The sequence below is a fragment of the Nitrosomonas sp. sh817 genome, assembly GCF_030908545.1.
Classification (GTDB): domain Bacteria; phylum Pseudomonadota; class Gammaproteobacteria; order Burkholderiales; family Nitrosomonadaceae; genus Nitrosomonas.
Map to the genome: position 1 here is coordinate 1,664,278 of NZ_CP133083.1, position 24,104 is coordinate 1,688,381.

A 24,104-nucleotide genomic window follows, 5' to 3' on the forward strand; every position below is an offset into this window, starting at 1 on the left:
CTTATAAAGCTTCAAAAATACCGGCTGCACCCATCCCGCTGCCAATACACATGGTCACCATGCCATATTTTTTATGATAACGCCGGAGACCATGCAATAAGGTTGCAACCCGGATAGAGCCGGTAGCTCCCAATGGGTGGCCTAATGCAATGGCACCACCGAGCGGATTGACTTTACTGCGATCCAAATTTAAATCGCGGATGACGGCCAAGCTTTGTGCGGCAAAAGCTTCATTCAATTCAATCCAATCCAGATCATCCTGTTTGATGCCGGTTTGCTGCAATACTTTTGGAATGGCTTTAATGGGACCGACGCCCATAATCTCCGGCGGCACACCGGCCACCGAAAATCCTACGAAACGTCCAAGCGGAGTCAAATTGAAACGTTTCAGCGCAGCCTCACTCATCAATACCACCGCGCCCGCGCCATCCGACATCTGCGAACTATTTCCCGCAGTTACCGAGCCTTTTGCGGCGAAAACCGGGCGCAATTTTGCCAGCGCATCGAGACTGGTATCGGCCCGCGGCCCTTCATCGGTATCTTTGACAGCGATTGCTTCTCGTACTGTATGCGTGATCAAATCGGGGCGTTTCTCATCGATGGTATACGGCGCGATTTCATCTTTGAATTCACCGCTTGCGGCTGCCTTTATCGCACGTTGATGACTGGTTAACGCAAATTCGTCCTGATCTTCGCGCGATACTTTCCATTGCTCAGCCACTTTCTCAGCCGTCATCCCCATGCCATAAGCAATCGCGGCATTTTCCTCGTGCTGGAACATCACCGGATTCATCGCAACTTTATTACCCATCATCGGTACCATACTCATACTTTCGGTTCCACCGGCGATCATGACATCCGCTTCACCGAGGCGGATACGATCCGCAGCCAATGCGACAGATTGCAAGCCGGAAGCGCAAAAACGATTGACTGTCATGCCGGCCACGCTATTCGGTAAACCTGCCAGCAGCAATGCAACACGAGCGACATTGATACCCTGCTCCGCTTCCGGCATGGCGCAGCCGACAATGACATCATCGATCGCAGCGGGATCCAATCCTTCACATTGTTTCATCACGGTCCGCAACACATGCACCAGCATGTCATCAGGCCGCACGTTTTTAAACATGCCGCGCGGCGCTTTGCCGACCGGTGTGCGTGCGGCAGCCACAATATAAGCTTCTTGAATTTGCTTTGTCATAGGATCTCCGTCGATCGTGATATCAGTTTCTCAGCGGTTTGCCGGTTTTAAGCGTGTATTCGATTCGCGCCTGGGTCTTCTCGGTGGCCAGCAATTCCATGAAAGCGGTACGCTCCAGTTCCAGGAACCAGTCTTCATCGACCAGGCTGCCGGGTGTCAGATCGCCGCCGCACATCACATGCGCCACTTTGGTGGCAATCAGATTGTCGTGCTCGGAAATGAATCCGCCTTCACGCATGTTAATCAATTGACTCTGAATGGTCGCAATACCGGTGTTACCCGCAACCGGGATTTCGCGCATCGGCAACGGCGGCCGGTAACCGGCTTCCGCCAATGCCGATGCCTGGGCCTTGGCAGCATGCAACAACTCAAACCGGTGCATCACCACAGTGTCGGCAAAACGCAAGTAGCCGAGTTCTTTGGCTTGCTCAGCGCTTTTGGCCAATTCCGCCATTGCTACCGTTTGGAAATAATATTTCAAATGCGGGAATGGATCGCCATCCTTGGCGCTTTGCGCAGCTCGCATGGCCAGTTCTTTGCAACCGCCGCCCGCCGGCAACAGCCCGACCCCGGTTTCCACCAATCCGATATAGCTTTCCATGGTTGCGACCGCGCGGTCACAATGCATGACAAATTCGCAACCGCCACCGAGCGCCAAGCCGTCGACAGCCGCGACAGTCGGAATCATCGAATAGCGCAACCTTTGCGATGTTTGCTGAAATTGCCGGATCATCGCTTCGACTTCCACCAGTTTCTTGGCCATCAAGACATCGGCAAGATCCAGTTCACGCGCAACCTGCAGCACCGCGGTTTGCGTTGTTTTTCTCAACTTTTTCAACAGCATCTGGAATGCGGTGGGCGGCTGGGGCGGCGGCGGTGGCGCATTGCCCGGCTGCGCTTCAGGTTTGGGTTTTTCCGCGGCTTTTTGTAAATTCGCGCCGGCGGAGAAAGGCGGCTCGGTTTGCCAGATTACCAAAGCCCGCCAGTTTTGTTCGGCCTCTTTAACCGCTTGTTGTATGCCGTCCAGCACATCGATGCCGATGGTATGCATCTTACTTTTAAAACTCAGTACGGCTATTTCATCGCCGGTGTGCCACAACCTCACTGCGCTGGTTTCAAAAATGGTTTCACCATACGAAGTATCCTCACCCAATAACCGGTCAGGAAAAAGCTGGCGCCGGTAAACCGGCAATTGCGACCGCGCATGCAGTTGATCCGCGGCAGGCGCAAAGGATCCCGCATTGGAATGAACCACCGGCTGCGCGTTATTGGCAATTGTCATCACCCACGGCGGCAGCGGCACCTGCGCCATGCTTTTGCCTGCGTCGATATCTTCTTGAATCCACCCGGCGATTTGTTTCCATCCGGCAGCTTGCCAGGTTTCAAAAGGTCCTTGATTCCAGCCAAACCCCCACCGCATCGCCAAATCCAGATCGCGCGCATTATCGGCAATCGATTCCAGCTGTACCGCGCAGTAATGGAACAAATCGCGGAATATCGACCACAGAAATTGCGCCTGCGGCTGTTGGCTGCTGCGCAACGCAGCAAATCTCTCGACTGGATTGCTATACTTCAACAAACGTTTCAGATCCTCGTCGACTTCCGCGCCCGATACGCGATACGCATTGGAATGCCGGTCCAAAACATGAATTTCATTGTTGCGCTTTTGATAGACACCGCGTTTAACTTTTTCTCCGAGCGCCCCGGTTTCGATTAATCCCTGCAGCCAATCCGGGGCCTCAAAATACCGGTGCCATGGGTCATCCGGCAAGGTATCGCGCATGGTGTTGATGACATGCGCCAAAGTATCCAATCCGACAACGTCCGCGGTGCGAAACGTCGCGCTTTTGGGCCGGCCGATCAATACGCCGGTCAAGGCATCGACCAGATCGAAGCCGAAATCGAATGACCGGCCATGATGCATCGTTGCCAGCAACGAAAATACGCCAATGCGGTTGGCGATGAAATTCGGTGTGTCTTTCGCCCGGATAACGCCTTTCCCCAAGCCGGTTACAAGAAATTCTTCCAAATGATCCAGCATGTCCGCATCGCTGGCTTGGCAAGGTATCAATTCAACCAGGTGCATGTAGCGTGGCGGGTTGAAGAAATGAATACCGCAAAAACGATGACGCAAATCTTCCGGAAATGCTTCGGCGAGTTGATCGATCGACAATCCCGAGGTATTGCTGGCGAATACGCAAGATTCCCCCAAATAAGGCGCAATCCTGGCGTACAAGTCGCGTTTCCAGTCCATACGTTCCGCGATCGCTTCAATCACCAGATCGCAATCTCTCAGCCATTCGAGATGCTGATCATAGTTGGCCGGTTGAATACACGATGCTTTGCTTTTAATCGATAATGGCGCAGGCTCTTGCTTTTTGAGTTTTTCCACGGCTTTGATCACGTTGCTATTGGGATTGTCCGCTTCTCCCGGCAACTCGAACAGCAATGTTTCAATATTCGCGTTCACCAAGTGCGCTGCAATCTGCGCGCCCATCACGCCGGCTCCAAGTACCGCTGCTTTACGCACTAAGAAGCGCTGATCTCTCAATTTCTCCTCCTGCCGAATCCGGTTGGTTATTGATTAGCTTTTCTGATGCTGATTTTGAATAGAAGAGTACAAGCATGAACGCTAAAGCGCAAGTTTGATCCAGCGGCTGCAGCGGAAGCGATGCATTTGCCAGCCAGCGAATCGGCGTGAAAGCGACCATCCTACAACCAGATCGCGGCAAACTGTTCATCATCAAAACCCACGGTAGCGCGGTCCCCGTCCGCAATCAGCGGCCGCTTGATCAAACGGCCATTACTTGCCAGCAAATCGATCTTTTGCTGATCGGACAATGCCGTCAATCGTTCTTTAATGTTTAATTCACGATACTGCAAACCGCTGGTATTGAAGAGTTTGTTCACGGATACATTCGCACGCCGGGCAATTGCGGCAAGCTCCACGGCATCCGGCGGATTTTCGGTAATATCGATAAATTGATACGCAACACCGGCGTGCTGCAAAAATTGCTCGGCTTTCCGGCAAGTACTGCATTTCTTATAGCCATATAATTTAATCATAAACAATTATTTAGCGGTTATTCTAAAGCTATTCACCGCCTTTAGGTCCCCAAAACACAACCCACGTGACAAAATCCGGTGAGAAGTTCTCGAAGCGATGTTCCACATGCGCCGCTACAAAAAAAACCATACCCGGTTCAAATGCATGACGCTCCCCGGCGACTACGATTTCGCCGTGACCGGAATGAATGAAATACAATTCATCTTGATCATGCGGCGTCTGGATATCGGTCCCTTCCGGAGCGTAAACTTCAACCGACATGGTGCCATGCGCAAAAGCCAGCGTGAAGGGTTCGCCTGAAGGCCATTCGGGGCTGGCTTTTCCAGGAATTCGTTGCATCAAGTCCGTTAACACCGCTTTCAGCATGATTTACCTCATTTATCAGTTATAAGTCTTTTATTTTTAAATCTTATTGCCGAGATTCCGGTGTCTCACGATCGCGGAATTGCCAAATGATGTTGATTGAGTTCCCAATAACTCAAAATCGATTCAATCGCTTGTTCATAACGATCCGCACCCATCGGTTTTGTAATCACACTGTTGGCTTGATTTTCGAGCGCACGGTGGATATCTTTGGCCGCTGCCGAAGTGGTAAAAACAACTACAGGAACGACTTTTAGCGATGCATCGGTCTTAATTGCAGCCAATATCTCATGGCCATCGTATTTCGGCAGCTGCAAATCCAATATGCAAAGCCATGGCATCGGTTGTTGCCGGTTGCGGACTGATTCAAAATAGGCCATTGCCGCACCGCCGTCTGCGACACGAATTACATTGATATCAGGGCGATGCTCCGAAATGTAAAAACTGGTCAGCTCCGCGTGCTCATCGCTGTCTTCAATCAGTAGCAGGTTCCGATGGTCAGATTTCATGGTGAATTCTCGTTTTCAACCTTTTTTACCAATGGAAATTTCAACCAGAATGTCGCGCCGTTTCCGGGAGATGACTCAATCCAAATATCACCGCCGTGAAACTTCATGACTTTCTTAGCAATAGCCAATCCGATTCCGGAACCTCCCTGCTGCGAACTCAATCGATAAAACAAGCCGAAAATTTTTTGATGAAACGCCGGATCGATCCCTTCGCCATTATCCCGGCAAAAGATCAGCCACTGCTGATCGCTGTGTATCGCGCCAATTTCAAGCCGCGGCCCTTGCTCCGTATTATGCGCATATTTAATCGCATTCGAAAGTATATTTTCAAATAACTGCAGCAAGCGGCTTTCATTGCCATTGATCACCGGCAATCCCGGATGGATGATTAAATCAAAATTCGCTTTCTTTAATTCCTCGCTTTGATGCTCGGCAAACTGTTGCAGCAGGACATTCAAATCAATCGGATTCATCTCGGTTTCGATCCGGCTTACGCGGCTCAAATCCAGTAAATCATTAATCAGTTGTTCCATGCGTGTGATCGAAGTGATCACTTTTTCCAGCTTTTCAATGGCTAACTGATAGTTTCCCTGATCGGCAAGCTTCCGCATCATGCTGATAAAACCCATGCTGGTTACCAGGGGTGATTTCAAATCGTGCGATACGGTATGAACAAACTGTTCCAGTTCGTCATTCGAGCGTTCCAGATCGTTGTTGCTTTGTTCCAGCGCGCGTGTTAATTCCATCGATTCGTGCAGCAATTGCTCGGTGCGTATATTCATATTCCGGTAAGCGTTAGCAGCTTCAGTCAGTTCACCGATCTCGTCGCGCACGACATAATTTGGAATGGGCGCATTGTTAACGCCCTGCGCCAAATTCCGGAAAGTCATCGCGATGCGCGAGATCGGACGGATGATGCTTTGCCTGATCACATAAGAGAACAATAATAACAGTAGCAATAAAACGGTTCCCATTGTCAGCAACAAATGCAACGCGTCATTCACATTCGCTAGAAACCCATGTTCCTTGACTGCTATTTCATCCGCCAGCAGCGCTGACAGTTTTTTTGATTGATAGAGAATTTCATAGGCTTCCGCAGCCATGACCACATTAATCAAATAGAGATAGCCTCGCGTCAGTTGCACGGATTCATTAAAGCGATGCTGATATCGATCAAGCCTATCAAACACTTGATCGAGCTTGGAATGGGCAACTCCGCTATGGTCGAGCGCATTTAAGAAACTCAGCGCATCGATAAAATTTTGTTTTCCCGCCAACACATAACTGGAATCGAGGGAATCCAGGTAACGAAACAAATTCTTTTCAACCAGCAACACGCGATTGAGCACGCTTTTCAGTATCAATTGCAATCCCGGATTTTCTTCCTCCAGGGCGATCAGCTCTTGGATCAGGCGTTCGGCTTTTGTCGCATCCTCACGAAAATCCACATTGAGCAATTGTTGTTGCAGGCTTCGTTGTTGCTTTACTTGTAAAAAAGCTGAATAGTAATTTTCCAAGTGATGTTTGATTTCACTTAAGAGTGGCGTGGTAAGCGGTAATTCAGTTTCTAAATTCTGCTCTATTTGACCAAGCAGATTTTCGTAATGACGGATGACCTCATCAGCCGCTGACAGATGTCCGTAATGCGCATAAATGAGCGCCTGACGCTGTATTTCAGCAACCTGCGCGGTGAGTAGCAAATCAATCCGGGTTTTCGTGCTGAAAGAAACAAAATCACGAAAATCTTCAGTGGTTTTATGAAACGTAAAATTAGTAATGCCGATCACAAAAAAAATCAGGATGCCCGCAAAAATATAACCGGCATTAATGCGCTGGCGAAGCTTAAAATGGTCAATGAGATATTTAATCAAAGTATTATGTCACGCCAAGAGAAACTCGTTCCATTTCATCAAGCTATATTCATAGTTAGCCATTACGGTGTTCCAGATCGCGACATTTTCAAATCTTTTTATGTAGGAACCGCCGGTTCGTATATCACCCGGACGGACAGCAATCTTGTTATCCGTGCCTAACAACGATTCCGCCGCAGGCTTGCCGTCATACCAATAATCCCATTCTGCCTGCGACATAAAGGTTTTGGAGCGCTGCGGATTGGAAATGTAATAGCCTTGTCTCGCGATGAAAGCCCCCGGCCACCCTGACAACCACCAATTCATAAATGCGTAGGCAGCTTCTTCACGCTCCCCTTGCGTTTCGCTCGACAGACACATGACGCCATGCCATGCCCGGTAACCTTCCTTTGGCGCCGCATAAATGCAAGGCACGCCTCTACCGTTCAGAACACTGACCGCCGGTGAAAACATACTGGATAAAATGACTTCGCCATTTGCCATCCACTCGATGGAATTGGGTACGGACGACCAGACACCGCGAAAATGCCCAAGCCGTTTCTTTGCGATAACGATTTCAAAGAGCGCATCGATTTCCACACGGCTCATATTACCCATATCGTTAAATGCCACCAGCCCTTGCGCCTGAGCTGCAAGCGCAAGATCAAAAATACCGATAGTGGGCGCATTAACGATGGCTACTTTCCCGGCGTAACGATTGTCCAGCAGCCAGCTCCAACTCTCGGTTTCATAGGGAATGCCTCTGGGAATGACTGCGGCATTGTAGCCAAAGGAATCGGCATTATGCACGTAAGGCAAAAAACTGATAACGTCTGCCGGCGTTGATCCCAAGCTGCCATCCGGTTGAAAGTACAATATTCTATGCGGCGCATCGCCAAGTCCGATTGATCCGGCCGTCGTCAACCGCCCGGTTTTGCTGAGTTCATTGATCTCGGGCCAGTATTGCAACTTATTGATTTTAATTGGCTGAATAGCATCCGCCATCCAGAGTACTTTGATGCTGTCGGACCATTGCTCATAGATGTCGAAACTACGCGGATCGGTTGCAGCTTTCAGCAATACTTCGGCATCGCCACCCGGAAAAAACTGAATATTGATGCCAAGATCTTTTTCGGCCTGAATCCGGATGGTTTCCTGCAATGTCACATGGGTGCCGAGCACCTTGATCGTCGGTTTCCGGTTATAGGCTTTGGCAATCCTTGGAAAAGCAAGGGTGGTTACGGCTGTGGAAGCGATTGCGCCGCTTTGTCGTAAAAAAGTCCGGCGATCCATCGATAAATTCTCAGGAAGTTAATCAAATGACGACCGATCAAATCAATTAAGCAAGCATACCGCACAGTCTGCCAGAAAACGATTAATTGTCCAATCAGTTCATAGCGCCGTCAATTTTGCCAGCGACATCAACAGCCATTTTGTTCCTGCTTGTGCAAACTTAACTTGCACGCGGGTATCGCCGCCGCTGCCTTCGTAATCGATAATCACGCCGGTTCCGAATTTGTCGTGCAGTACACTCTGGCCAATTTTCCAAGGCAGGCCGGTCATACTCTTTGGATGCTGACGCGAAAATCCGGAAAAAGAAGGCGCACCCGGAGAATAATTCGTGGTATTAGCAGCAAAACTAAAATTTTGCGGTGATGGAGATTTTAACCATTTCAAAAAATCCTGCGGTATTTCATCCAGAAACCGCGATGCGATGTTATAGCGCGTCTGACCATGCAGCAGACGGCTTTGAGCAAAACTCAAATACAAGCGGCGGCGCGCGCGCGTCATGGCAACGTACATTAAACGCCTTTCTTCGGATAATCCGTTGATCTCATTGAGGCTATTTTCGTGCGGAAAGAGTCCTTCTTCCAAGCCGCTCAGGAATACACTGTGAAATTCCAGTCCTTTGGCCGCATGAATTGTCATCAGTTGCAAGGCGTCCTGGCCGCTGCCCGCCTGATGCTCGCCGGCTTCCAGCGATGCATGCGCCAGAAATTCCGCCAGGCTGTCATTTTCCGCTTCGTGCACAAAACTGGCGGCGGCATTGATCAGTTCGTGCAAGTTTTCCAATCGCTCGACACTTTCCCGCTCTTTTGCGTAATGCGACGATAATTCGCTGTGAGTCAGCATGTGTTCGATAATTTGCGGCAACGGCAGCGCCGCGCAATCCCGCCTCATGAATAACATCTTCTGCACAAAACCCGCTATGCCTTTTAAAGCTTCCGCAGATTTTTGCAAGACCGCCGCTTCACCGCCGCTTTTTCCGAGAGCCGCCTGCCACAAGCTGATGCCTTGCACTTTGGCGTCATCCAGCAATTGCTCCAGACTCCTGGCGCCAATCCCGCGCGCCGGAAAATTGATCACCCGCAGTAACGCGCTATCGTCATCGGGATTGGCAATCAGACGCAAATAAGCCAATGCGTGTTTGATTTCCTGGCGATCGAAAAACCGCATCCCGCCATATACCCGGTAAGGTATGCCGGCATTGAACAAGCTATGTTCCAGCACCCGCGATTGCGCATTGGAACGATACAGCAAGGCAATCTCGGACAATGCAACGCCGTCATCCCGCAATGCCTTCACTTCATCGGTGATAAAAGCGGCTTCGTCATAATCATTCGGTGCGTTGTATACCCGCAGGGGTTCGCCTTTTCCCTCCGATGTCCAGAGGTTTTTACCGAGACGTTCACTATTGTGTTCAATTAAGGCGTTGGCGGCATCGAGAATATAACCGTGCGAACGGTAGTTTTGTTCGAGTTTGATCACCGTTGAAATACCGAAATCACGCTCAAAGTCTTTCATGTTCCCGCTGTATGCGCCGCGAAAGGCATAGATACTTTGATCGTCGTCGCCGACGGCAAACACCGCAGCCGCATGTCCGGTTTCCGTGCCGGCCAGCAATTTCAGCCATTTGTATTGCAATTGATTGGTATCCTGAAACTCATCGATCAGGATATGCCGGAACCGCGCGCGATAGTGCTGGCACAGCGGCTCATTGCGAGTCAGCAATTCGTAATTGCGCAGCAGTAATTCCGCAAAATCAACCGCGCCTTCCCGCTGGCATTGCAGTTCGTACGCTTGATAAAATTCCAGCATACGGCGGGAAAAAGCGTCCTCGACCACCACATAAGCCGCGCGCAACCCGGCTTCCTTGGCATTATTGATAAACCATTGCACCTGCCGGGGCGGAAATTTTTTATCGTCGGCCTGCAAATCTTTCAGGATTCTTTTGATAAGCCCCAATTGGTCCGCGGAATCGAGGATTTGGAATGTTTGCGGCAGCCCGGCATCCTGAAAATGCGCCCGCAACATACGGTGGCAAAGCCCATGAAATGTTCCAATCCACATTCCTCGCGGATTAATGGGCAACATCGCGGAAATGCGCGCCAGCATTTCCTTGGCGGCTTTATTGGTAAAAGTCACTGCCAGAATGCCGTGAGGACTGGCTTGGCCGGATTGAATCAAATACGCGATCCGCGTCGTTAGCACGCGCGTTTTGCCGCTGCCTGCACCGGCCAGAACCAGCACGGACTGGTGCGGCAAGGTAATCGCTTCCAGTTGCTGTGGATTAAGATCCGTGAGTAAGGATGTCATGCAGCTTGTATATTGCGATTAATCTCAGACTTGATCTGAAAATACAAATAATCCGTAATGCGCCGCATTGGTTAATTCAGAATCGCGATTCTGTTATCGCCGCAATGCGTCGCGATTCATGAATTAACCGGAATTGCCCCAGCGTGATTAAGCTCTGCTTTTGGCGACAATATCCAAAATCAGTGGCGTCAATATCAACTCGATCGCCATACCCATTTTTCCGCCTGGAACGACAATCGTATTGGGGCGGGACATGAACGAATCGTGAATCATTCTTAACAAGTAAGGGAAATCGGCCATTTCAGGATATCTGAAACGAATGACCACCAAGCTTTCATCCAATGTCGGGATTTCCCTGGCAATAAACGGATTAGATGTGTCGACTGTCGGCACCCGTTGAAAATTGATATGCGTGCGGGAGAACTGCGGGGTAATGTAATGCACATAATCATGCATACGGCGCAGAATGGTATGCGTCACTGCTTCTGCCGAGTAACCGCGCGCACTGGTATCGCGATAAATTTTTTGAATCCACTCCAAGTTGACAATGGGCACAACACCGACCAGCAAATCGACATATTTTGCAACATCAGCGGTATCGCTCTTGGCGCCGCCATGCAGGCCTTCGTAAAACAGCAAATCGGAACCCGCCGGTATGGATGACCATGGCGTAAACGTTCCCGGTTTTTGCTGCCAAGGCGCGGCTTCTTCTTCGTTATGGAGATACAAGCGCTTTTGACCGGTTCCTTTTTCACCGTATTCCTTAAACAGCGCTTCCAGTTTCTCGAATTCGTTAGCTTCTGGTCCAAAGTGACTAATCGGACGCCCGTTATTTTTTTCTGATTCCGCCACGGCATGCTTCATCGCCTCGCGGTCGTATCGGTGGAAACTATCGCCTTCAATCACCACTGCATTCAGTTTCTCACGACGGAATATATGTTCAAAGCTGGTCTTTACCGTTGAGGTGCCTGCACCTGAAGATCCGGTAACGGCGATAACCGGGTGTTTTTGCGACATTCTAATTTTCTCCTAAAAATATAATAATAAAATTACCGGACCATATTAGCCTTCGATGGAAATTTTGCATCGCTATGATACTGTTTCTGTTGATAGTCAGCAGCCATGACTTGCTTCGTGCGTCATCAGAATCGGGAAATCAAGCCGTCAAAATTGAAAATGTAAGTATGGAAACTTACAAAAATAATACCGGTCAGATACTTTGCCTAAAATTTCGTGACTATTGTATACCAAGACGCTGTATAGGCATAAATTACCTGTAGTATTCGCAACACTTTTGAAAAATTTTTATCTTTGGCCGTCAATTGCATTCACAATGAAAAACACGCAATGATAACCGGTCAGTTATTTGTTTTATTACTGTTTCATTGCAGTCTAATATCATCCAAGATTGGCGGTAGTAACGATTCTTTTTTTGTCACCCATTTACAGACAGCAACATGAACCGGAGAATTACTATCCTAGACACGCTACCGGCATTTTTATCAGGATCCGCGAGACTATTATCCTGTTATCAAGGAATGTACTCAACCCGCCACACTATGATTATTTGGGAAATGCTGATTAATTCGGCGAGCGGGATGAAGCACGAGGCGCGCGGAACGCAGCAACCGAGACATATCAATAAGATAGGCGAGAGAGCGAGTACCGCGCAACGAAGTGATTCGCTCGTGCAGTCAATTAATCAGTATTTCCTTAGAGAGAATCCTCAATGAAAACAGTCAATTCGTTATGTGCAGCTTGTGTCGTGTGTTTTTTGGCTGCATGCGTGCATTTGCCATCGGGACCCAGTGTCATGGCGTTACCGGGTACCGGCAAAAGCTTTGAACAGTTCCGCGCGGATGACTACGAGTGCCGCAGCTATGCTTATGAACAGGTGGGCGGCACGACTCCCCGGCAATCAGCGCAGTCGAGCGGTTTGGAAAGCGCAGCCATTGGCGCCGGTCTGGGAGCGGCTGCGGGAGCGGCGATTGCTGGCGGTGGTGGAGCCGCTGTGGGTGCCGGCGCAGGGTTATTGGCCGGAGGATTGGTTGGCTCCGGTACCGCCAGCACTTCCGCGTATGTCAATCAGCAACGCTATGATATCGGTTATATCCAATGCATGTACGCCAAAGGTCATCGGGTACCCATAGCTGGCAGAATTACTGAAGACCCACCCGTAAGTCGGGCTAGAAACCCGGTATCACCGGCTCCCGAATTTATCCCGCCGCCACCGCCGCCAGGAAATCCACCGCCACCGCCATTACGCTGAAGAAGCTTTAAAAAAGGTCGCGGTTCGCATGCTTATCGGGTGCATAACTCCCGGTTTATTGAACTTGCAATAACTCGGTATGATAATGCGCTAAAATAATCAAAAAAATAACCCTGTTGAATCAGATATAATTCGCAATTCGTTAATGCATTGCCAATATATTAGAATAAATATATTTTAGAATAATAACTTAGGAGTTAATTGTGCATCCGATTGTACCTATAATCATGGCATTTGGCGCCATCTTGTTTTTCGTTGGAATAATTGTCCAAGTGCGATTTGGCGCGAAGCGAATCAAAATAGTAAAACTACGTGGCAAAGAATATAAGCTCTGGCAATTCGTCTTAACTACAATTGGCTCAGGAGTCGCTTTGATCATCGTTTCAGTTTTAGTACCCAAATACCTACCGTATCAACCGGAATCTACGGCTCAAACTGTTCAACCTGCTATCTCTGGAAATTTGAAATACGAACTGGATTCGATTCTATCCAGTTTGAAAATCAACAACGGCCCGCTGATGGATGCGATCAGCCGTTTCCAATCGGAATATCCGGAAGCGTTAAAGCGCGGTGATAAAAATGTCACCGACCTGCTCGTGCTTGAAATGGCTTTTCGAATCAGAACTGAATTACAAAACCTGGATTACCCGGAAAGTCAAATAGAGCGTGAGGTTGAGCGGATTACTGGAATTCTGAAGCAGCCTGCTCAGCAAGGCAGATAGAATGGGAAAAACAAAATCTATATCTATAAAGACAGGTGAGTTTCTGAGCACCATTTGACCCAGCAAATCGCTTGTACAGGCAATTAATCAGTATTTCCCAGCACTATGGACACTGATAAACCGGTGCCAATCGGCTTAAATTGATTATCTCTAACACTATAAGGACTCGTTATGATCAAATTGCTTCAAACTCTTCTGGCAGTATTCATAATTTCTTTAGCACTGCCGCAATTAGCGCTTGCCGAGCAATACCCTGATAAAGTCATGGAAAAGCTTGGTAACGGGCTTGCCAATGCAGTAACCGGTGTCGCTGAAATTCCAAAAACCATCACGATTGTCGGCAATCGTGATGGTGTCGTTCATGGCATGACTGTCGGTTTTTTAACAGGAATCGCAAATGCTGTCGGGCGCTCACTGAGCGGTGCTTTTGATATCGCCACTTTTTTAATTCCCACAACGCCTTTTGTGAAACCCGCTTATATATGGGATGATTTCAACCGAGAAACTGCTTTTGTTGAATCACATATGCGCTAACGCGGTTCTTTCTCGCCATCCGATTGGTAATTTAATAATCTGATGGCGAGCGGTTTCCGGTTATTTTCCCGCCAACCGTTCCGTATATTCATCCAATAGTCAAATGGTATTGCTGATGATTGCCGGTGGCGAATCTGCAATCAGACATTCTTTAAATACATAACTACCCGGCTCTTCAGCCAATCCGTCACTTTCAATCAAGTCAAACCGGACACAATCTTTCTCTTTAAAGGAGTATCGATATTTTTCGGGTAATTTCATGTCCGGCAAGGAAATCTCATGAAACAAACTTTTCTCGACCCACCAGCGGCCTGATTCGCTGAAATGCGTGCTTTCACCATTCGCGTCGGTGAAACTAAAATCAATGGCGTAGGAACCATCGGCATTTCGAGTCTGCGTCCAGCGTTTTAGCAAACCGCCTTCTTCCAAGAACTCACCGGACCAGACACCGATTAACTTGACATCGATAAATGGTTGCTGATGGGTGGTTGCAAGCGAGCCACAGCCATTTAAAAAGAATAGCAATAATGCCCCTGCAAAAAGATTTTCAACTAATTTAACCATGGTTGGCGTACGTGTAGGTGAATCGATAAAAATTTCCTGATTATTTTCCGGTATATCGCAATAGTGATGACATGACGAAGCCGCTTAGTCAGGCTAATTATTTGATGAATCGTTCGCGGCAACCAATCCAACACCACCTCATTCACCCGGTTTCCACTTCCACCGCAACCACACGCGAAGTTGCCTGAATGCTTCGTCATCAATACCATCCGGCAAGATGGTTATGCTATCTGTAAAAAAATTTCCTTCCGGTTGCAAAATTAATACAGACAGATAAGGCGACACAAAACTATTATTAAGGATATTACAGACAATTTTCTTATTTGAACGCATTGTTGCCACGCATTGACTATTCTCTGTCAAAACCAATTCAGTCACCGCATTATTCGCCATCAGCAAAGCATCTTTGCGCACATAATGAATAAGGCTGATGATGATCAAAATGATTGTCATGCTTTTCAATATCCAAGATAGCGCCAGCGTCCATAATACGCAGGCGGTTGCCGTGTGCGCAATTATCAAGATCGCTGCCAGCAAATACGAAGGCTTGCGGCGGATGATCAGATTTTCCATGGTCAAGTCGGGAAAGTTTTTTTGTAATTGAGCGAATTCTTTTAAAACCCGCGCTTGATTATAGTCAAAGCGCTTATCGTATAATCTCGTCAATTTGAATGCTGACAAGATTATGAATACTGAATGGCAGAACTATTTAACTAAACATTCCGCGGTTGTCAAAGATGATTCGGTAATACATTTCGGCGACAGCGCCGCTGAATTGCTTGCAACAGAAACCACGACGGTTATTTCCGATCTTTCTCATCGAGGCTTGATTCAATTCTCCGGTGGCGATGCAAAAGCTTTTCTGCAAAGTCAGCTCAGTTGCGATATTTATGAGATTGGTTTGGGCACAGCAAAATATGGCAGTTATTGCACACCCAAAGGTAGAGTATTGGCAAATTTCATCGTGTGGCAACACGGCAATGAACTGTTTATGCAATTACCTGTTAGCATGCTGCATGCGATCCAAAAACGGCTATCGTTGTATGTATTGCGAGCAAAGGTAACCATCACCGATTGCAGTGATCAATGGATACGCTTTGGCATTGCCGGTCCTGATGCGATCGCACTCGTTCAGGAAGCGGATAACTCCCTCAACGATTTTTCCGGCCCGATGTGCATGCAACATACCGAGAAGTTAAGCATTCTTTATCACTCAATCAATCGCGTGGAAATTATCACTACCGTAGAGAATGCTCAAATATTGTGGGATCGGCTCGCCCGGCACGCCAGACCGGTAGGATTTAGTTGTTGGGATTGGCTGGAGATTCAAGCGGGAATTCCTGCGATCTTGCCCGAAACCCAGGAAATGTTTTTGCCGCAAATGATTAATCTCGATGCAATCGGTGGCGTTAGTTTCAAGAAAGGCTGCTATCCGGGACAGGAAATTGTGGCGCGTACGCAGTATCTTGGAAAGCTCAAGCGGCGCATGCAATTGGTTCACGTAGCAGCCAACTCGGCGATCACAGCCGGTGACGCTCTCTATAGTGTCGAAACCGGCGATCAATCCAGTGGAAATATCGTGAATGCCGCGCCGTCTCCACAAGGCGGATTCGATGCCTTAGCCGTCGTGCAGTGCAGCAGTGATGATGCAAGTGAAATCCACTGCCATTCATTACAGGGCCCGGTCCTGGAATTCCGGTCCCTACCCTATCCATTGCCAGCCTGAACCATTCGTTCCGGTCACACTGTTATCTTTGATCAATTGGCTCTTGCTGTTTTGTTTTTTGCGAGAAACGCAAACTTTCGGGAGCATTGGTGCCGCCGGTCACGACAAATGTCATCGCTTCCTCGGTAGTCCAATCGGTTAATATCACGTTTTCCATTGGCAGGATTTCGATATAACCGGAGGTCGGGTTCGGCGAGGTCGGTACATAAACCGCAGCCAGTTGTTTTCCAGTGTCTTTATCCCGCATGATTTTGGTGGTGGATTCAAAATTGAAGTGCAACTTTTGTAAGGAAGTTTAGGAAGCAAGCTGCGGTAGTATCGGAGCTTCTTAAACGACCAAGTAGAAGGAGCACAGATGAAGCACTACAAGCAGCTCACCAGCGAGCAACGATACCAGATTTCCGGCTTGAAGAAGGCGGGTTTGAACCAATCGCGAATAGCGGATGCAGTGGGCGTGAGCAAGTCGACGATTTCGCGGGAATTCAGGCGGAACAAGGGTCGGCGTGACTGGTATCCCAAGCAGGCGCAGGAATTACGGAACGAGCGCCGAAAACAATGCGCCAACGCCCAGCGTTTATCAATGTCGGACTGGACGGAAGTTGAGCGATTGGTTCGGCTGGACATGAGTCCGGAGCAAGCGGCCCGTCGACTTGCTTTGGAAAGTGTGTTGCAGATCAGTCACGAGACGATCTACTTGCACATATATGCAGACAAGCGTCGAGGTGGCGACCTGTGGCGGCATTTGCGTTGCCAGAAGCCCCGCAGGAAGCGTTATGCGAGCGGTCAAGAGCGCCGGGGCACGATCAAGAACCGGATCGGCATTGATGAGCGTCCGGGGATCGTGGATCAGAAGAACCGCATAGGCGACTGGGAGGGCGACACCGTAATCGGCAAGAACCATCAAGGCGCATTGGTTACGCTGGCCGAGAGGAAGTCGCGCTACATTCTGGCAGCCCAAGTGCCCGGCAAACATGCATCGGGCGTAACGGCGGCGGTAACGCGATTGCTGCGCCCCCATAAACGCAAGTGCCACACCATGACATTCGACAACGGGAAAGAATTTGCGGAGCATGAAACCATTGCTGCGAAACTCAATGTGGATATCTACTTCGCTCATCCTTATCATTCATGGGAGCGCGGCTTGAACGAGAACAGCAATGGGCTGCTGCGGCAGTATTTCCCCAAGGGAATGGAATTGATTAAGGTGACCCAGGAACAAGTACAATGGGCGGTGGATAGACTCAACCATCGACCGCGCAAGGTGCTTGGATTCAGAACCCCGTTTGAGGTGTTCTTCGGAAAGACGGTGCGCTATACCAAGCCACCGCTAGGTGTTGCACTTCGAAGTTGAATCCGCAGGTAATAAAGCCAACGGCTTTCATTTCTGACGACGGGAAGCTGATTAGAACCACACGCTGGCCAGTCACAGGCGGTTGGCTAATCGTGTGCAAAAACCGCTTGGTCGCGCCGTAAATTGTTTGCACCAGCGGTAATCTGGCCAGGATTTTTTCGTAAATATCGATCACTTTTTTGCCAATCACAAAAGAAGCCAGCAGGCCGATTCCATACAAGCTAGCGATCGTCAGCAATGCCGCAACAGCGTGCTGAAAATTCGAATCCAGCAACCAGCTGGCAGTCGTGTCGGAGAAAGGGCGTATTGCACGTGCCATTGCTTTTAATAGCGGGGCACCGATACTTGCCAATAAATTTAACAAGAAATCGAATACCAGCCACGTAACCCACAGAGGAGCAACCGTCAGAAAACCGATAAGGATATACCGCCCAATGTGCGCGACACGCGCAGTGTTTTGTTCTGGATTATTATCCGCTGTCATGGCCAGATTTCTTTCTCTAACGATTGATTGAATTGCATACGACCGGTTTTATGCCAATCCGGCAATCTCATTTCGAATGGAGCGATTAACCAAAATTTGGCTCTTCTGAAATTGGCTATGATAATATCACTAAGCGTCAAGCTATCATAAGTCTATGCGATGGCATTGACTGGCAACCCAGCTGTGTTCTTGATAAAATCCGGTGAGTTTTTTAGGGAAGCTCTGATTAATTCGGCGAACGAGATGAAGCGCGAGGCGCACGGAACATAGCAATCGAGACATATCAACAAGATAGGCGAGGAAGCGAGTGCCGCGCAACGAAGTGATTCGCTCGTATAGTCAATTAATCGGCGTTTCCTTAGTGATTGTTTATCCAATGACTGACCACTATGCGCGCTGTATAAAGTATGAATGTTTTAACAATGAGCGCGCGCCGCATTACTTAACCAATGTTCATGAAATATATTTAGAAAATAAAAGGGATTGATCGTTATGTCACAAAGCTCATCACAAATTAACAAGTACCTCAAAAGCTTACAAAAACATTTGACTGACGAACATCCGGACAATCCGACGCTGGCCAATGCTGTCAAAAGCTTCAGGAAAATGGATTATGTGGGTCATAGTATGGGACTGCTGGGTAAGGACGAATCTTATGCGACTTTTGTGACATGGTGGCCGATGATCGCGGTTCTGGGAACATTCTCCGCCGGCAAATCCACTTTTATCAATTCATATCTGGAACTACCGCTGCAGCGCACCGGTAATCAAGCGGTCGATGATAAATTCACAGTGATCTGCTACAGCCGTCACAATGAAGCGAAAACCCTTCCTGGAATTGCATTAGACGCTGATCCGCGTTTTCCTTTTTTTCAGATTAGCCGCAGCATCGAAGAAATTTCAGAAGCCGGACAAGAGCGAATTGATGCTTACCTGCAACTTAAGACCTGCCCTTCAGAGACCCTGCGCGGAAAAATTCTGATCGATTCTCCTGGCTTTGACGCTGATAATCAACGTGCATCGACATTGCGCTTAACGCAACACATTATCAATCTATCCGATCTGGTTCTGGTTTTTTTCGACGCCCGCCACCCGGAACCGAAGGCAATGCAGGATACGTTGGCTTATCTGGTTTCGGCCAGCGTAAACCGCGCCGATGCCAATAAATTTTTATATATCCTGAATCAAATCGATGTCACTGCGCAAGAAGACAATCCCGAAGAAGTCGTGTCAGCTTGGCAGCGTTCGTTAGCCGAAGTCGGTTTGATTAGCGGCCGTTTTTATCGCATTTATAATCCCAGCGCCGCTGTTCCGATCACCAACCCGCATATCCGACAACGTTTCGAGAAAAAGCGCGAAGAGGACATGGCCGATATCAACGCGCGCGTTCGTCAAATCGAGGTTGAACGTTCATACCGTATCGTCGGAAAACTTGAGCAAACCGCCAAGAGCATCAAGAATCATTTTGTCGTCAAACTTTCCGACATGCTGAGCAAATGGAAAAGCAAAGTGATACTGTTTGACGGTTTGGCATTCAGCTCATTAGCCGTATTAGCTGGAACCGCTTTACACTTGACGGATTCCTGGAGTTTGTTGCCGGCCTTTCAGGAAAATCTGCAACAACACGATACCACTTCGGTTGTTATCGCAGCTTTGATAGTAATCACGATTCTGTATACTCATTTTTCCATCCGCCGCGCGGTTGCCAATGGCTTACTAAAGAAACTGGCTGCCGAATTAGGTAATGATCAAGACACCTATAAGCAATATATGCAAGCTTTCAACAAAAGCACCGCCGCAATCCGGCCGATGTTCCTGTCAGGTCCAGCAGGTTGGAATGAAACCACGCAACAAACGATTGATGAGGTCATCAATGAAGCCAATGATTACATTCAAGCTTTGAACGATCAATTCACCAATCCTTCCGGTAATGGCGGCGAGAACTCGCAGGTTTGAACGAAAAACGATGAAGAAGGAGTTTTACTGATATCACCGGGGCAGCCGGTTTCTGACTGACCCCGGTTTTTGTTTATACAAAAAAAGCCGTCAACTTTGCGATTAAACCAGTAACGATCGGTTGAAATACCCCCAGGAAATTATCCAGTTGCAACATACCCACGATCAGAATCAACATTCCACCGGCCACAATGCCATATTTAAGACCTAATGCGAAATTTGCGGATGCCGGCGCGCGTGTATACGTTTGATTGGAAAATGCGAGGAAGATCTTAAAAATCCCCAATAAAAAGCCTGCCGCAACACACCCTAAAAAGAGATGCAAGGCGCTGAAAATCCGTTTTGTTAAGCCTTCATCCGCAAACTCAAGGCTTGAAAAGCGTAAACAAATAATAATTACAATGAGCAAAATGAGGGAGTTCCAAAAACCTCCAAATCTCATTCTCATCTCACTTTCCATACTCATAAAACTCTCCCTTTAAAAAAATTAATACATTAAGACAATTATTTGATGCACATCGTCAATTTCTTTGGATTCTGACACTTAATAAAAAAATTAAAACCGGTATGATTATAATCATTGTATCCAGGCTGATTATTTTACAGAACTTCAATAAAAATACACGGACTATCATAAGCCATTCAGTTAATTCAACCGCCGCAAATCAATACTCGCAATGCATGCGTTGATTTTCTTGAATTCAATCATATTATTTATAGTTATCACGAATAAGATCATTACTGCAATTAACTAATCAATTTCTATTTGATCGAGGGAAAGATGATACGGACGCTATTATTTCGAATGATCATTCTGAGTACGCTATTCTTGAGCGGCTGCGGCTACAATACGCTGCAATCCACAGATGAACAAATTAAAGCCAGCTGGGCGGAAGTTTTGAATCAGTATAAGCGCCGCGCCGATCTGATTCCCAATTTGGTGAATACGGTTAAGGGATTTGCAACTCAAGAAAAAGAAGTGCTGCTGAATGTCACCCAGGCGCGTTCTCAAGTAGGAAGTATCCAGGCATCACCGGATCTGATCAATGATACCGACGCTTTTGCTAAGTTTCAGCAAGCGCAAGGTGATTTAACGAGTGCGCTGTCAAAGCTGCTCGTGGTTGTTGAGAACTATCCGGAATTAAAATCCGATGAAAATTTCCGTGACTTACAAGCACAATTGGAAGGAACGGAAAATCGTATCGCGGTTGCTCGTAATCGATATATCAAAGCGGTGCAAGAATATAATACCGTGGTTCGGTCTTTTCCGAGTAATCTCACTGCCATGATATTTGGTTTTCAAACAAAACCCAGCTTCACAGTGAAAAATGAACAAGAAATTTCCGCGCCTCCAGATGTTGACTTTCATGCGCCCGGCATACCGGGAAAATGACATGCAAACCGTTGCACTACATCACTCTCTAGAACTTACCGGTTGTTGATTAACGTTCAAAATGACATTCAATCACACGATCCGGTATTGGTTATATGCGCTGATAGTCGCGGCTTGCCTATCCGTTTTCGCTGCGCATAGTCATGCGGAAGTCGCTGTCCCGGATCTTAAATCACGCGTTACCGATTTGACGGCTACGTTAAACGCCGGTGAAGTTACTCAATTGGAACAAAAATTAGCAGCGTTTGAGAAAAATAAGGGCAGTCAGATCGCAGTTCTGATAATACCCACCACCAAACCCGAAACCATCGAACAATATGCCATGCGCGTCGCCGAAGCCTGGAAACTCGGACGCAAAGGCATTGATGACGGCGTATTGCTGCTGATAGCAAAAAATGACCGGTCGCTGCGCTTGGAAGTCGGTTACGGTCTCGAAGGCGCGCTACCGGATGCAAAAGCAAAGCGGATCATCACCGAAATCATCACGCCGCACTTTAAACAAGGTCATTTTGCCGATGGTATTGATGCCGGTGTCGATGCGGTTCTTGCAACCATCAAAGGCGAATCGCTTCCTCCGGCGCAAAATAACCGGCCGAGTCATCCGGAATCGCTTTCCGACGCCTTTGTCTTTCTGCTGATTTTTCTTTTTGTATTCGGAAGAATTTTACAAGTCATGCTCGGCAGGCTTGCCGGAGCAACCGTGACCGGAATCGGTCTGGGACTCATCGGGTGGTTGCTCTTTTCTTCATTGATCACCGCGATCTTCATTGCCATAGCCGGATTCATCGCAACGCTCTTTTTAAATCCCGGCGGCGGTATCTATCGGGGTAATCGCGGTTATTGGCCGGGTCGTAATTTCCGCTCGGGCGGATTCGGTGGAGGTGGCGGCTTTGGCGGCGGCGGAGGCGGTTTTGGTGGTGGCGGCGCATCGGGGAGATGGTAGATGAATTTATCGCGGATGCTGCAGCATTTTCTGACCGGGCAATTGGCAGTACGTCGGTTATTCCCGACCGATACGCTCGCAGCCATCGAACAGGCAATCCGGCAATCGGAAGCGCAACATAGCGGTGAAATTTGTTTTGCCGTGGAAGCATCACTCAACATGGCTTCCTTGCTGAAAAACCAAACCGCCCGCGAACGGGCCATCGAGGTTTTTTCGCAACGCCGTGTCTGGGATACCGAGCAAAACAACGGTGTGCTGATCTATTTGCTGCTCGCGGATCGCGACGTTGAAATCATCGCCGACCGCGGCATTCACGCCAAAGTGACCGCCCAAGAATGGGAAACGATATGCCGCATGATGGAAACTTCATTCCGGCAACAGCAATTCAAAACCGGCGTCATCGAAGGAATCCGGGCAGTTGGCATGCAATTACAAAAACATTTCCCGCCTGATATCGGAAAAGAAAAAAATGAGTTGCCGGATAAACCGGTGATACTCTAAGAAAATGCTGGTTAATTCAACGAATGAGATGAAGCACGAGACGCACGGAACGCAGCAACCGAGACATATCAACAAGATAGGCAAGGATGCAAGTACCGCGCATTGATGCGATTCGCTCGCGCAGTCAATTAATCAGCGTTTCCCCAAACCTCCGGTATTCTTGCTTTTCTTAGGAAGAGTCATTCATTCATGCACAAATTGTTATTCTTCGGCTACGGCAATCCCAGCCGCGGCGACGATGCGCTGGGGCCGTTATTGATTGAGCGGATCAATCAATATAAGCTTCCGCACTTAACCAGTCTTGTCGATATGCAACTGATGGTCGAACATGCTGCCGATTTGATGGGGTACGGCCAAGTGGTATTTGTCGATGCCGATGTGGCTTGCAAAATCCCTTTTGAGTTTTCCGAAGTATTTGCCAATAAAGACGATAGCTACACCAGTCATGCAGTAACACCGGCAGCTTTACTTTATACTTTCCAGCAAATCTACCGGTGTCCGCCGCCTCCGTCATTGTTACTGCGCATCCGGGGATATTCCTTTGAGTTAGGCGATCGCTTAAGCCAGCAAGCCGATAGCAATCTGCAAGCCGCTTCGGCGGCCATCGGGCAATGGCTATTACAATGCAAATGAAAGAATTGACACTAAAAATCAAAATCTGGGCGATACCGCTGCTTTTCGTCGCGGTAATGGGACTAGGCGGTTTATTTGGGTTGCAGTAACAACCGATGCACGAACTTTCTCTCGCTGAGAACTTGCTGCAAATCATTGAGGATGCTGCGCACGAACAGCAATTTACACGAGTTAAAACGGTTTTTCTGGAAATCGGGCAACTGGCTTGTGTCGAATTGGAGTCACTGCGTTTTTATTTTGAAATCGTGACGCAAGATAGCGTGGCCCGGCAGGCTAAACTGGAAATAATTGAAATCGCAGGACAAGCGCTGTGCACGCAATGCCGGCAATGTTTTCCCATTGTATCGCATGACCAGGCCTGTTCGCATTGCGGCAGTTACGCCCGCGCGATCACCCAAGGCGGTGGGATGCGTATTTTAGAATTGGAAGTCGAGTAAGGAG

Annotated in this window: 25 protein-coding genes; 11 read left to right on the plus strand and 14 right to left on the minus strand. The window is 48.3% G+C overall.

All coding sequences use genetic code 11. The features are described from left to right. Window position 1 precedes the first annotated feature (1 nt). The 9 genes from RBH92_RS07810 to RBH92_RS07850 all read right to left on the minus strand — a co-directional run bounded on the left by RBH92_RS07810 (window position 2) and on the right by RBH92_RS07850 (window position 11,604). Window positions 2–1,201 carry an acetyl-CoA C-acyltransferase gene (locus tag RBH92_RS07810; RefSeq protein WP_307931553.1) on the minus strand — a complete coding sequence of 400 codons (1,200 nt, stop codon included), beginning with the start codon at window positions 1,199–1,201 and terminating at the stop codon, window positions 2–4. Between the two features lie 22 nt (window positions 1,202–1,223). Further along, window positions 1,224–3,752, minus strand: coding sequence for a 3-hydroxyacyl-CoA dehydrogenase/enoyl-CoA hydratase family protein (locus RBH92_RS07815; protein WP_374049927.1), 2,529 nt, complete (start codon window positions 3,750–3,752; stop codon window positions 1,224–1,226). Between the two features lie 161 nt (window positions 3,753–3,913). Next, window positions 3,914–4,267, minus strand: a complete 354-nt coding sequence (locus RBH92_RS07820) for an arsenate reductase family protein (protein ID WP_307931554.1) — start codon at window positions 4,265–4,267, stop codon at window positions 3,914–3,916. 28 nt (window positions 4,268–4,295) lie between these two features. After that, window positions 4,296–4,634: a cupin domain-containing protein gene (locus RBH92_RS07825; RefSeq protein WP_307931555.1), complete on the minus strand. Its 339-nt coding sequence runs from the start codon at window positions 4,632–4,634 to the stop codon at window positions 4,296–4,298. A gap of 65 nt (window positions 4,635–4,699) precedes the next feature. Continuing rightward, on the minus strand, window positions 4,700–5,140 hold the full coding sequence (locus RBH92_RS07830) for a response regulator (protein WP_307931556.1): 441 nt from the start codon (window positions 5,138–5,140) through the stop codon (window positions 4,700–4,702). Further along, the gene (locus RBH92_RS07835) at window positions 5,137–7,011 is read right to left on the minus strand and encodes a sensor histidine kinase (RefSeq protein WP_307931557.1); all 1,875 of its coding nucleotides are present in this window, start codon (window positions 7,009–7,011) and stop codon (window positions 5,137–5,139) included. Before RBH92_RS07835 ends, RBH92_RS07830 begins: the two co-directional genes overlap by 4 nt. A gap of 9 nt (window positions 7,012–7,020) precedes the next feature. Further along, a complete protein-coding gene (locus RBH92_RS07840; RefSeq protein WP_307931558.1) occupies window positions 7,021–8,283 on the minus strand; it encodes an ABC transporter substrate-binding protein in 1,263 nt (420 codons plus the stop codon). A gap of 99 nt (window positions 8,284–8,382) precedes the next feature. After that, entirely contained in the window at window positions 8,383–10,587 is a 2,205-nt protein-coding gene (locus RBH92_RS07845) for a UvrD-helicase domain-containing protein (protein WP_307931559.1), read from the minus strand. Window positions 10,588–10,734: 147 nt separating this feature from the next. Further along, complete coding sequence (locus RBH92_RS07850; RefSeq protein WP_292923906.1) at window positions 10,735–11,604, minus strand: phosphoribulokinase; 870 nt, start codon at window positions 11,602–11,604, stop codon at window positions 10,735–10,737. 712 nt (window positions 11,605–12,316) lie between these two features. On the opposite strand from RBH92_RS07850, the gene RBH92_RS07855 reads away from it, so the two are divergent. From RBH92_RS07855 to RBH92_RS07865, 3 genes are all read left to right on the plus strand, one after another. Further along, window positions 12,317–12,856 carry a hypothetical protein gene (locus RBH92_RS07855; RefSeq protein WP_307931560.1) on the plus strand — a complete coding sequence of 180 codons (540 nt, stop codon included), beginning with the start codon at window positions 12,317–12,319 and terminating at the stop codon, window positions 12,854–12,856. Between the two features lie 203 nt (window positions 12,857–13,059). Continuing rightward, the gene (locus tag RBH92_RS07860; RefSeq protein WP_307931561.1) at window positions 13,060–13,578 is read left to right on the plus strand and encodes a hypothetical protein; all 519 of its coding nucleotides are present in this window, start codon (window positions 13,060–13,062) and stop codon (window positions 13,576–13,578) included. Between the two features lie 171 nt (window positions 13,579–13,749). Continuing rightward, window positions 13,750–14,112 (plus strand): exosortase system-associated protein, TIGR04073 family, encoded by a 363-nt coding sequence (locus tag RBH92_RS07865; protein ID WP_292923903.1) that lies wholly within the window; start codon window positions 13,750–13,752, stop codon window positions 14,110–14,112. A gap of 99 nt (window positions 14,113–14,211) precedes the next feature. On the opposite strand, the gene RBH92_RS07870 is transcribed toward RBH92_RS07865, so the two are convergent. Both RBH92_RS07870 and RBH92_RS07875 read right to left on the minus strand, forming a co-directional pair. Next, entirely contained in the window at window positions 14,212–14,676 is a 465-nt protein-coding gene (locus tag RBH92_RS07870) for a hypothetical protein (protein WP_292923902.1), read from the minus strand. A 138-nt stretch (window positions 14,677–14,814) separates the two neighbouring features. After that, window positions 14,815–15,342: a protein YgfX gene (locus RBH92_RS07875; protein ID WP_307931562.1), complete on the minus strand. Its 528-nt coding sequence runs from the start codon at window positions 15,340–15,342 to the stop codon at window positions 14,815–14,817. Window positions 15,343–15,361: 19 nt separating this feature from the next. On the opposite strand from RBH92_RS07875, the gene ygfZ reads away from it, so the two are divergent. Further along, window positions 15,362–16,402: a CAF17-like 4Fe-4S cluster assembly/insertion protein YgfZ gene (gene ygfZ / locus RBH92_RS07880; protein ID WP_307931563.1), complete on the plus strand. Its 1,041-nt coding sequence runs from the start codon at window positions 15,362–15,364 to the stop codon at window positions 16,400–16,402. 22 nt (window positions 16,403–16,424) lie between these two features. Here ygfZ and RBH92_RS07885 read toward each other — a convergent pair whose 3' ends face one another. Beyond that, window positions 16,425–16,649, minus strand: coding sequence for a DUF502 domain-containing protein (locus tag RBH92_RS07885; RefSeq protein ID WP_307931564.1), 225 nt, complete (start codon window positions 16,647–16,649; stop codon window positions 16,425–16,427). 108 nt (window positions 16,650–16,757) lie between these two features. On the opposite strand from RBH92_RS07885, the gene RBH92_RS07890 reads away from it, so the two are divergent. Next, entirely contained in the window at window positions 16,758–17,753 is a 996-nt protein-coding gene (locus RBH92_RS07890; RefSeq protein WP_307931565.1) for an IS30 family transposase, read from the plus strand. Here RBH92_RS07890 and RBH92_RS07895 read toward each other — a convergent pair. Next, on the minus strand, window positions 17,674–18,237 hold the full coding sequence (locus RBH92_RS07895; protein ID WP_307931566.1) for a DUF502 domain-containing protein: 564 nt from the start codon (window positions 18,235–18,237) through the stop codon (window positions 17,674–17,676). The genes RBH92_RS07890 and RBH92_RS07895 overlap by 80 nt on opposite strands. A 492-nt stretch (window positions 18,238–18,729) precedes the next feature. Here RBH92_RS07895 and RBH92_RS07900 point away from each other — a divergent pair, with 492 nt between their 5' ends. Then, a complete protein-coding gene (locus RBH92_RS07900; protein ID WP_307931567.1) occupies window positions 18,730–20,193 on the plus strand; it encodes a dynamin family protein in 1,464 nt (487 codons plus the stop codon). Window positions 20,194–20,266: 73 nt separating this feature from the next. Here RBH92_RS07900 and RBH92_RS07905 read toward each other — a convergent pair whose 3' ends face one another. Beyond that, window positions 20,267–20,653 (minus strand): hypothetical protein, encoded by a 387-nt coding sequence (locus tag RBH92_RS07905; protein WP_307931568.1) that lies wholly within the window; start codon window positions 20,651–20,653, stop codon window positions 20,267–20,269. A 321-nt stretch (window positions 20,654–20,974) separates the two neighbouring features. On the opposite strand from RBH92_RS07905, the gene RBH92_RS07910 reads away from it, so the two are divergent. The 5 genes from RBH92_RS07910 (at window position 20,975) to hypA (ending at window position 24,100) form a co-directional block, all read left to right on the plus strand. Next, window positions 20,975–21,586, plus strand: a complete 612-nt coding sequence (locus RBH92_RS07910; RefSeq protein WP_307931569.1) for a LemA family protein — start codon at window positions 20,975–20,977, stop codon at window positions 21,584–21,586. A 61-nt stretch (window positions 21,587–21,647) separates the two neighbouring features. Then, window positions 21,648–22,529: a TPM domain-containing protein gene (locus RBH92_RS07915; RefSeq protein ID WP_307931570.1), complete on the plus strand. Its 882-nt coding sequence runs from the start codon at window positions 21,648–21,650 to the stop codon at window positions 22,527–22,529. Beyond that, entirely contained in the window at window positions 22,530–23,030 is a 501-nt protein-coding gene (locus tag RBH92_RS07920; RefSeq protein WP_307931571.1) for a TPM domain-containing protein, read from the plus strand. Window positions 23,031–23,219: 189 nt separating this feature from the next. Continuing rightward, entirely contained in the window at window positions 23,220–23,663 is a 444-nt protein-coding gene (locus RBH92_RS07925; protein ID WP_307931572.1) for a hydrogenase maturation protease, read from the plus strand. Between the two features lie 95 nt (window positions 23,664–23,758). Next, a complete protein-coding gene (gene hypA / locus RBH92_RS07930) occupies window positions 23,759–24,100 on the plus strand; it encodes a hydrogenase maturation nickel metallochaperone HypA (RefSeq protein WP_307931573.1) in 342 nt (113 codons plus the stop codon). Window positions 24,101–24,104: the final 4 nt, after the last annotated feature.

Coding starts and splice junctions, on each gene's coding strand:
- RBH92_RS07810 (WP_307931553.1), bottom strand. CDS start 1,201: ATGACAAAGCAAATTCAAGAAGCTTATATTGTGGCTGCCGCACGCACA.
- RBH92_RS07820 (WP_307931554.1), bottom strand. CDS start 4,267: ATGATTAAATTATATGGCTATAAGAAATGCAGTACTTGCCGGAAAGCC.
- RBH92_RS07825 (WP_307931555.1), bottom strand. CDS start 4,634: ATGCTGAAAGCGGTGTTAACGGACTTGATGCAACGAATTCCTGGAAAA.
- RBH92_RS07830 (WP_307931556.1), bottom strand. CDS start 5,140: ATGAAATCTGACCATCGGAACCTGCTACTGATTGAAGACAGCGATGAG.
- RBH92_RS07840 (WP_307931558.1), bottom strand. CDS start 8,283: ATGGATCGCCGGACTTTTTTACGACAAAGCGGCGCAATCGCTTCCACA.
- RBH92_RS07845 (WP_307931559.1), bottom strand. CDS start 10,587: ATGACATCCTTACTCACGGATCTTAATCCACAGCAACTGGAAGCGATT.
- RBH92_RS07850 (WP_292923906.1), bottom strand. CDS start 11,604: ATGTCGCAAAAACACCCGGTTATCGCCGTTACCGGATCTTCAGGTGCA.
- RBH92_RS07855 (WP_307931560.1), top strand. CDS start 12,317: ATGAAAACAGTCAATTCGTTATGTGCAGCTTGTGTCGTGTGTTTTTTG.
- RBH92_RS07865 (WP_292923903.1), top strand. CDS start 13,750: ATGATCAAATTGCTTCAAACTCTTCTGGCAGTATTCATAATTTCTTTA.
- RBH92_RS07870 (WP_292923902.1), bottom strand. CDS start 14,676: ATGGTTAAATTAGTTGAAAATCTTTTTGCAGGGGCATTATTGCTATTC.
- ygfZ (WP_307931563.1), top strand. CDS start 15,362: ATGAATACTGAATGGCAGAACTATTTAACTAAACATTCCGCGGTTGTC.
- RBH92_RS07885 (WP_307931564.1), bottom strand. CDS start 16,649: ATGCGGGATAAAGACACTGGAAAACAACTGGCTGCGGTTTATGTACCG.
- RBH92_RS07890 (WP_307931565.1), top strand. CDS start 16,758: ATGAAGCACTACAAGCAGCTCACCAGCGAGCAACGATACCAGATTTCC.
- RBH92_RS07895 (WP_307931566.1), bottom strand. CDS start 18,237: ATGACAGCGGATAATAATCCAGAACAAAACACTGCGCGTGTCGCGCAC.
- RBH92_RS07900 (WP_307931567.1), top strand. CDS start 18,730: ATGTCACAAAGCTCATCACAAATTAACAAGTACCTCAAAAGCTTACAA.
- RBH92_RS07905 (WP_307931568.1), bottom strand. CDS start 20,653: ATGGAAAGTGAGATGAGAATGAGATTTGGAGGTTTTTGGAACTCCCTC.
- RBH92_RS07910 (WP_307931569.1), top strand. CDS start 20,975: ATGATACGGACGCTATTATTTCGAATGATCATTCTGAGTACGCTATTC.
- RBH92_RS07915 (WP_307931570.1), top strand. CDS start 21,648: ATGACATTCAATCACACGATCCGGTATTGGTTATATGCGCTGATAGTC.
- RBH92_RS07920 (WP_307931571.1), top strand. CDS start 22,530: ATGAATTTATCGCGGATGCTGCAGCATTTTCTGACCGGGCAATTGGCA.
- RBH92_RS07925 (WP_307931572.1), top strand. CDS start 23,220: ATGCACAAATTGTTATTCTTCGGCTACGGCAATCCCAGCCGCGGCGAC.
- hypA (WP_307931573.1), top strand. CDS start 23,759: ATGCACGAACTTTCTCTCGCTGAGAACTTGCTGCAAATCATTGAGGAT.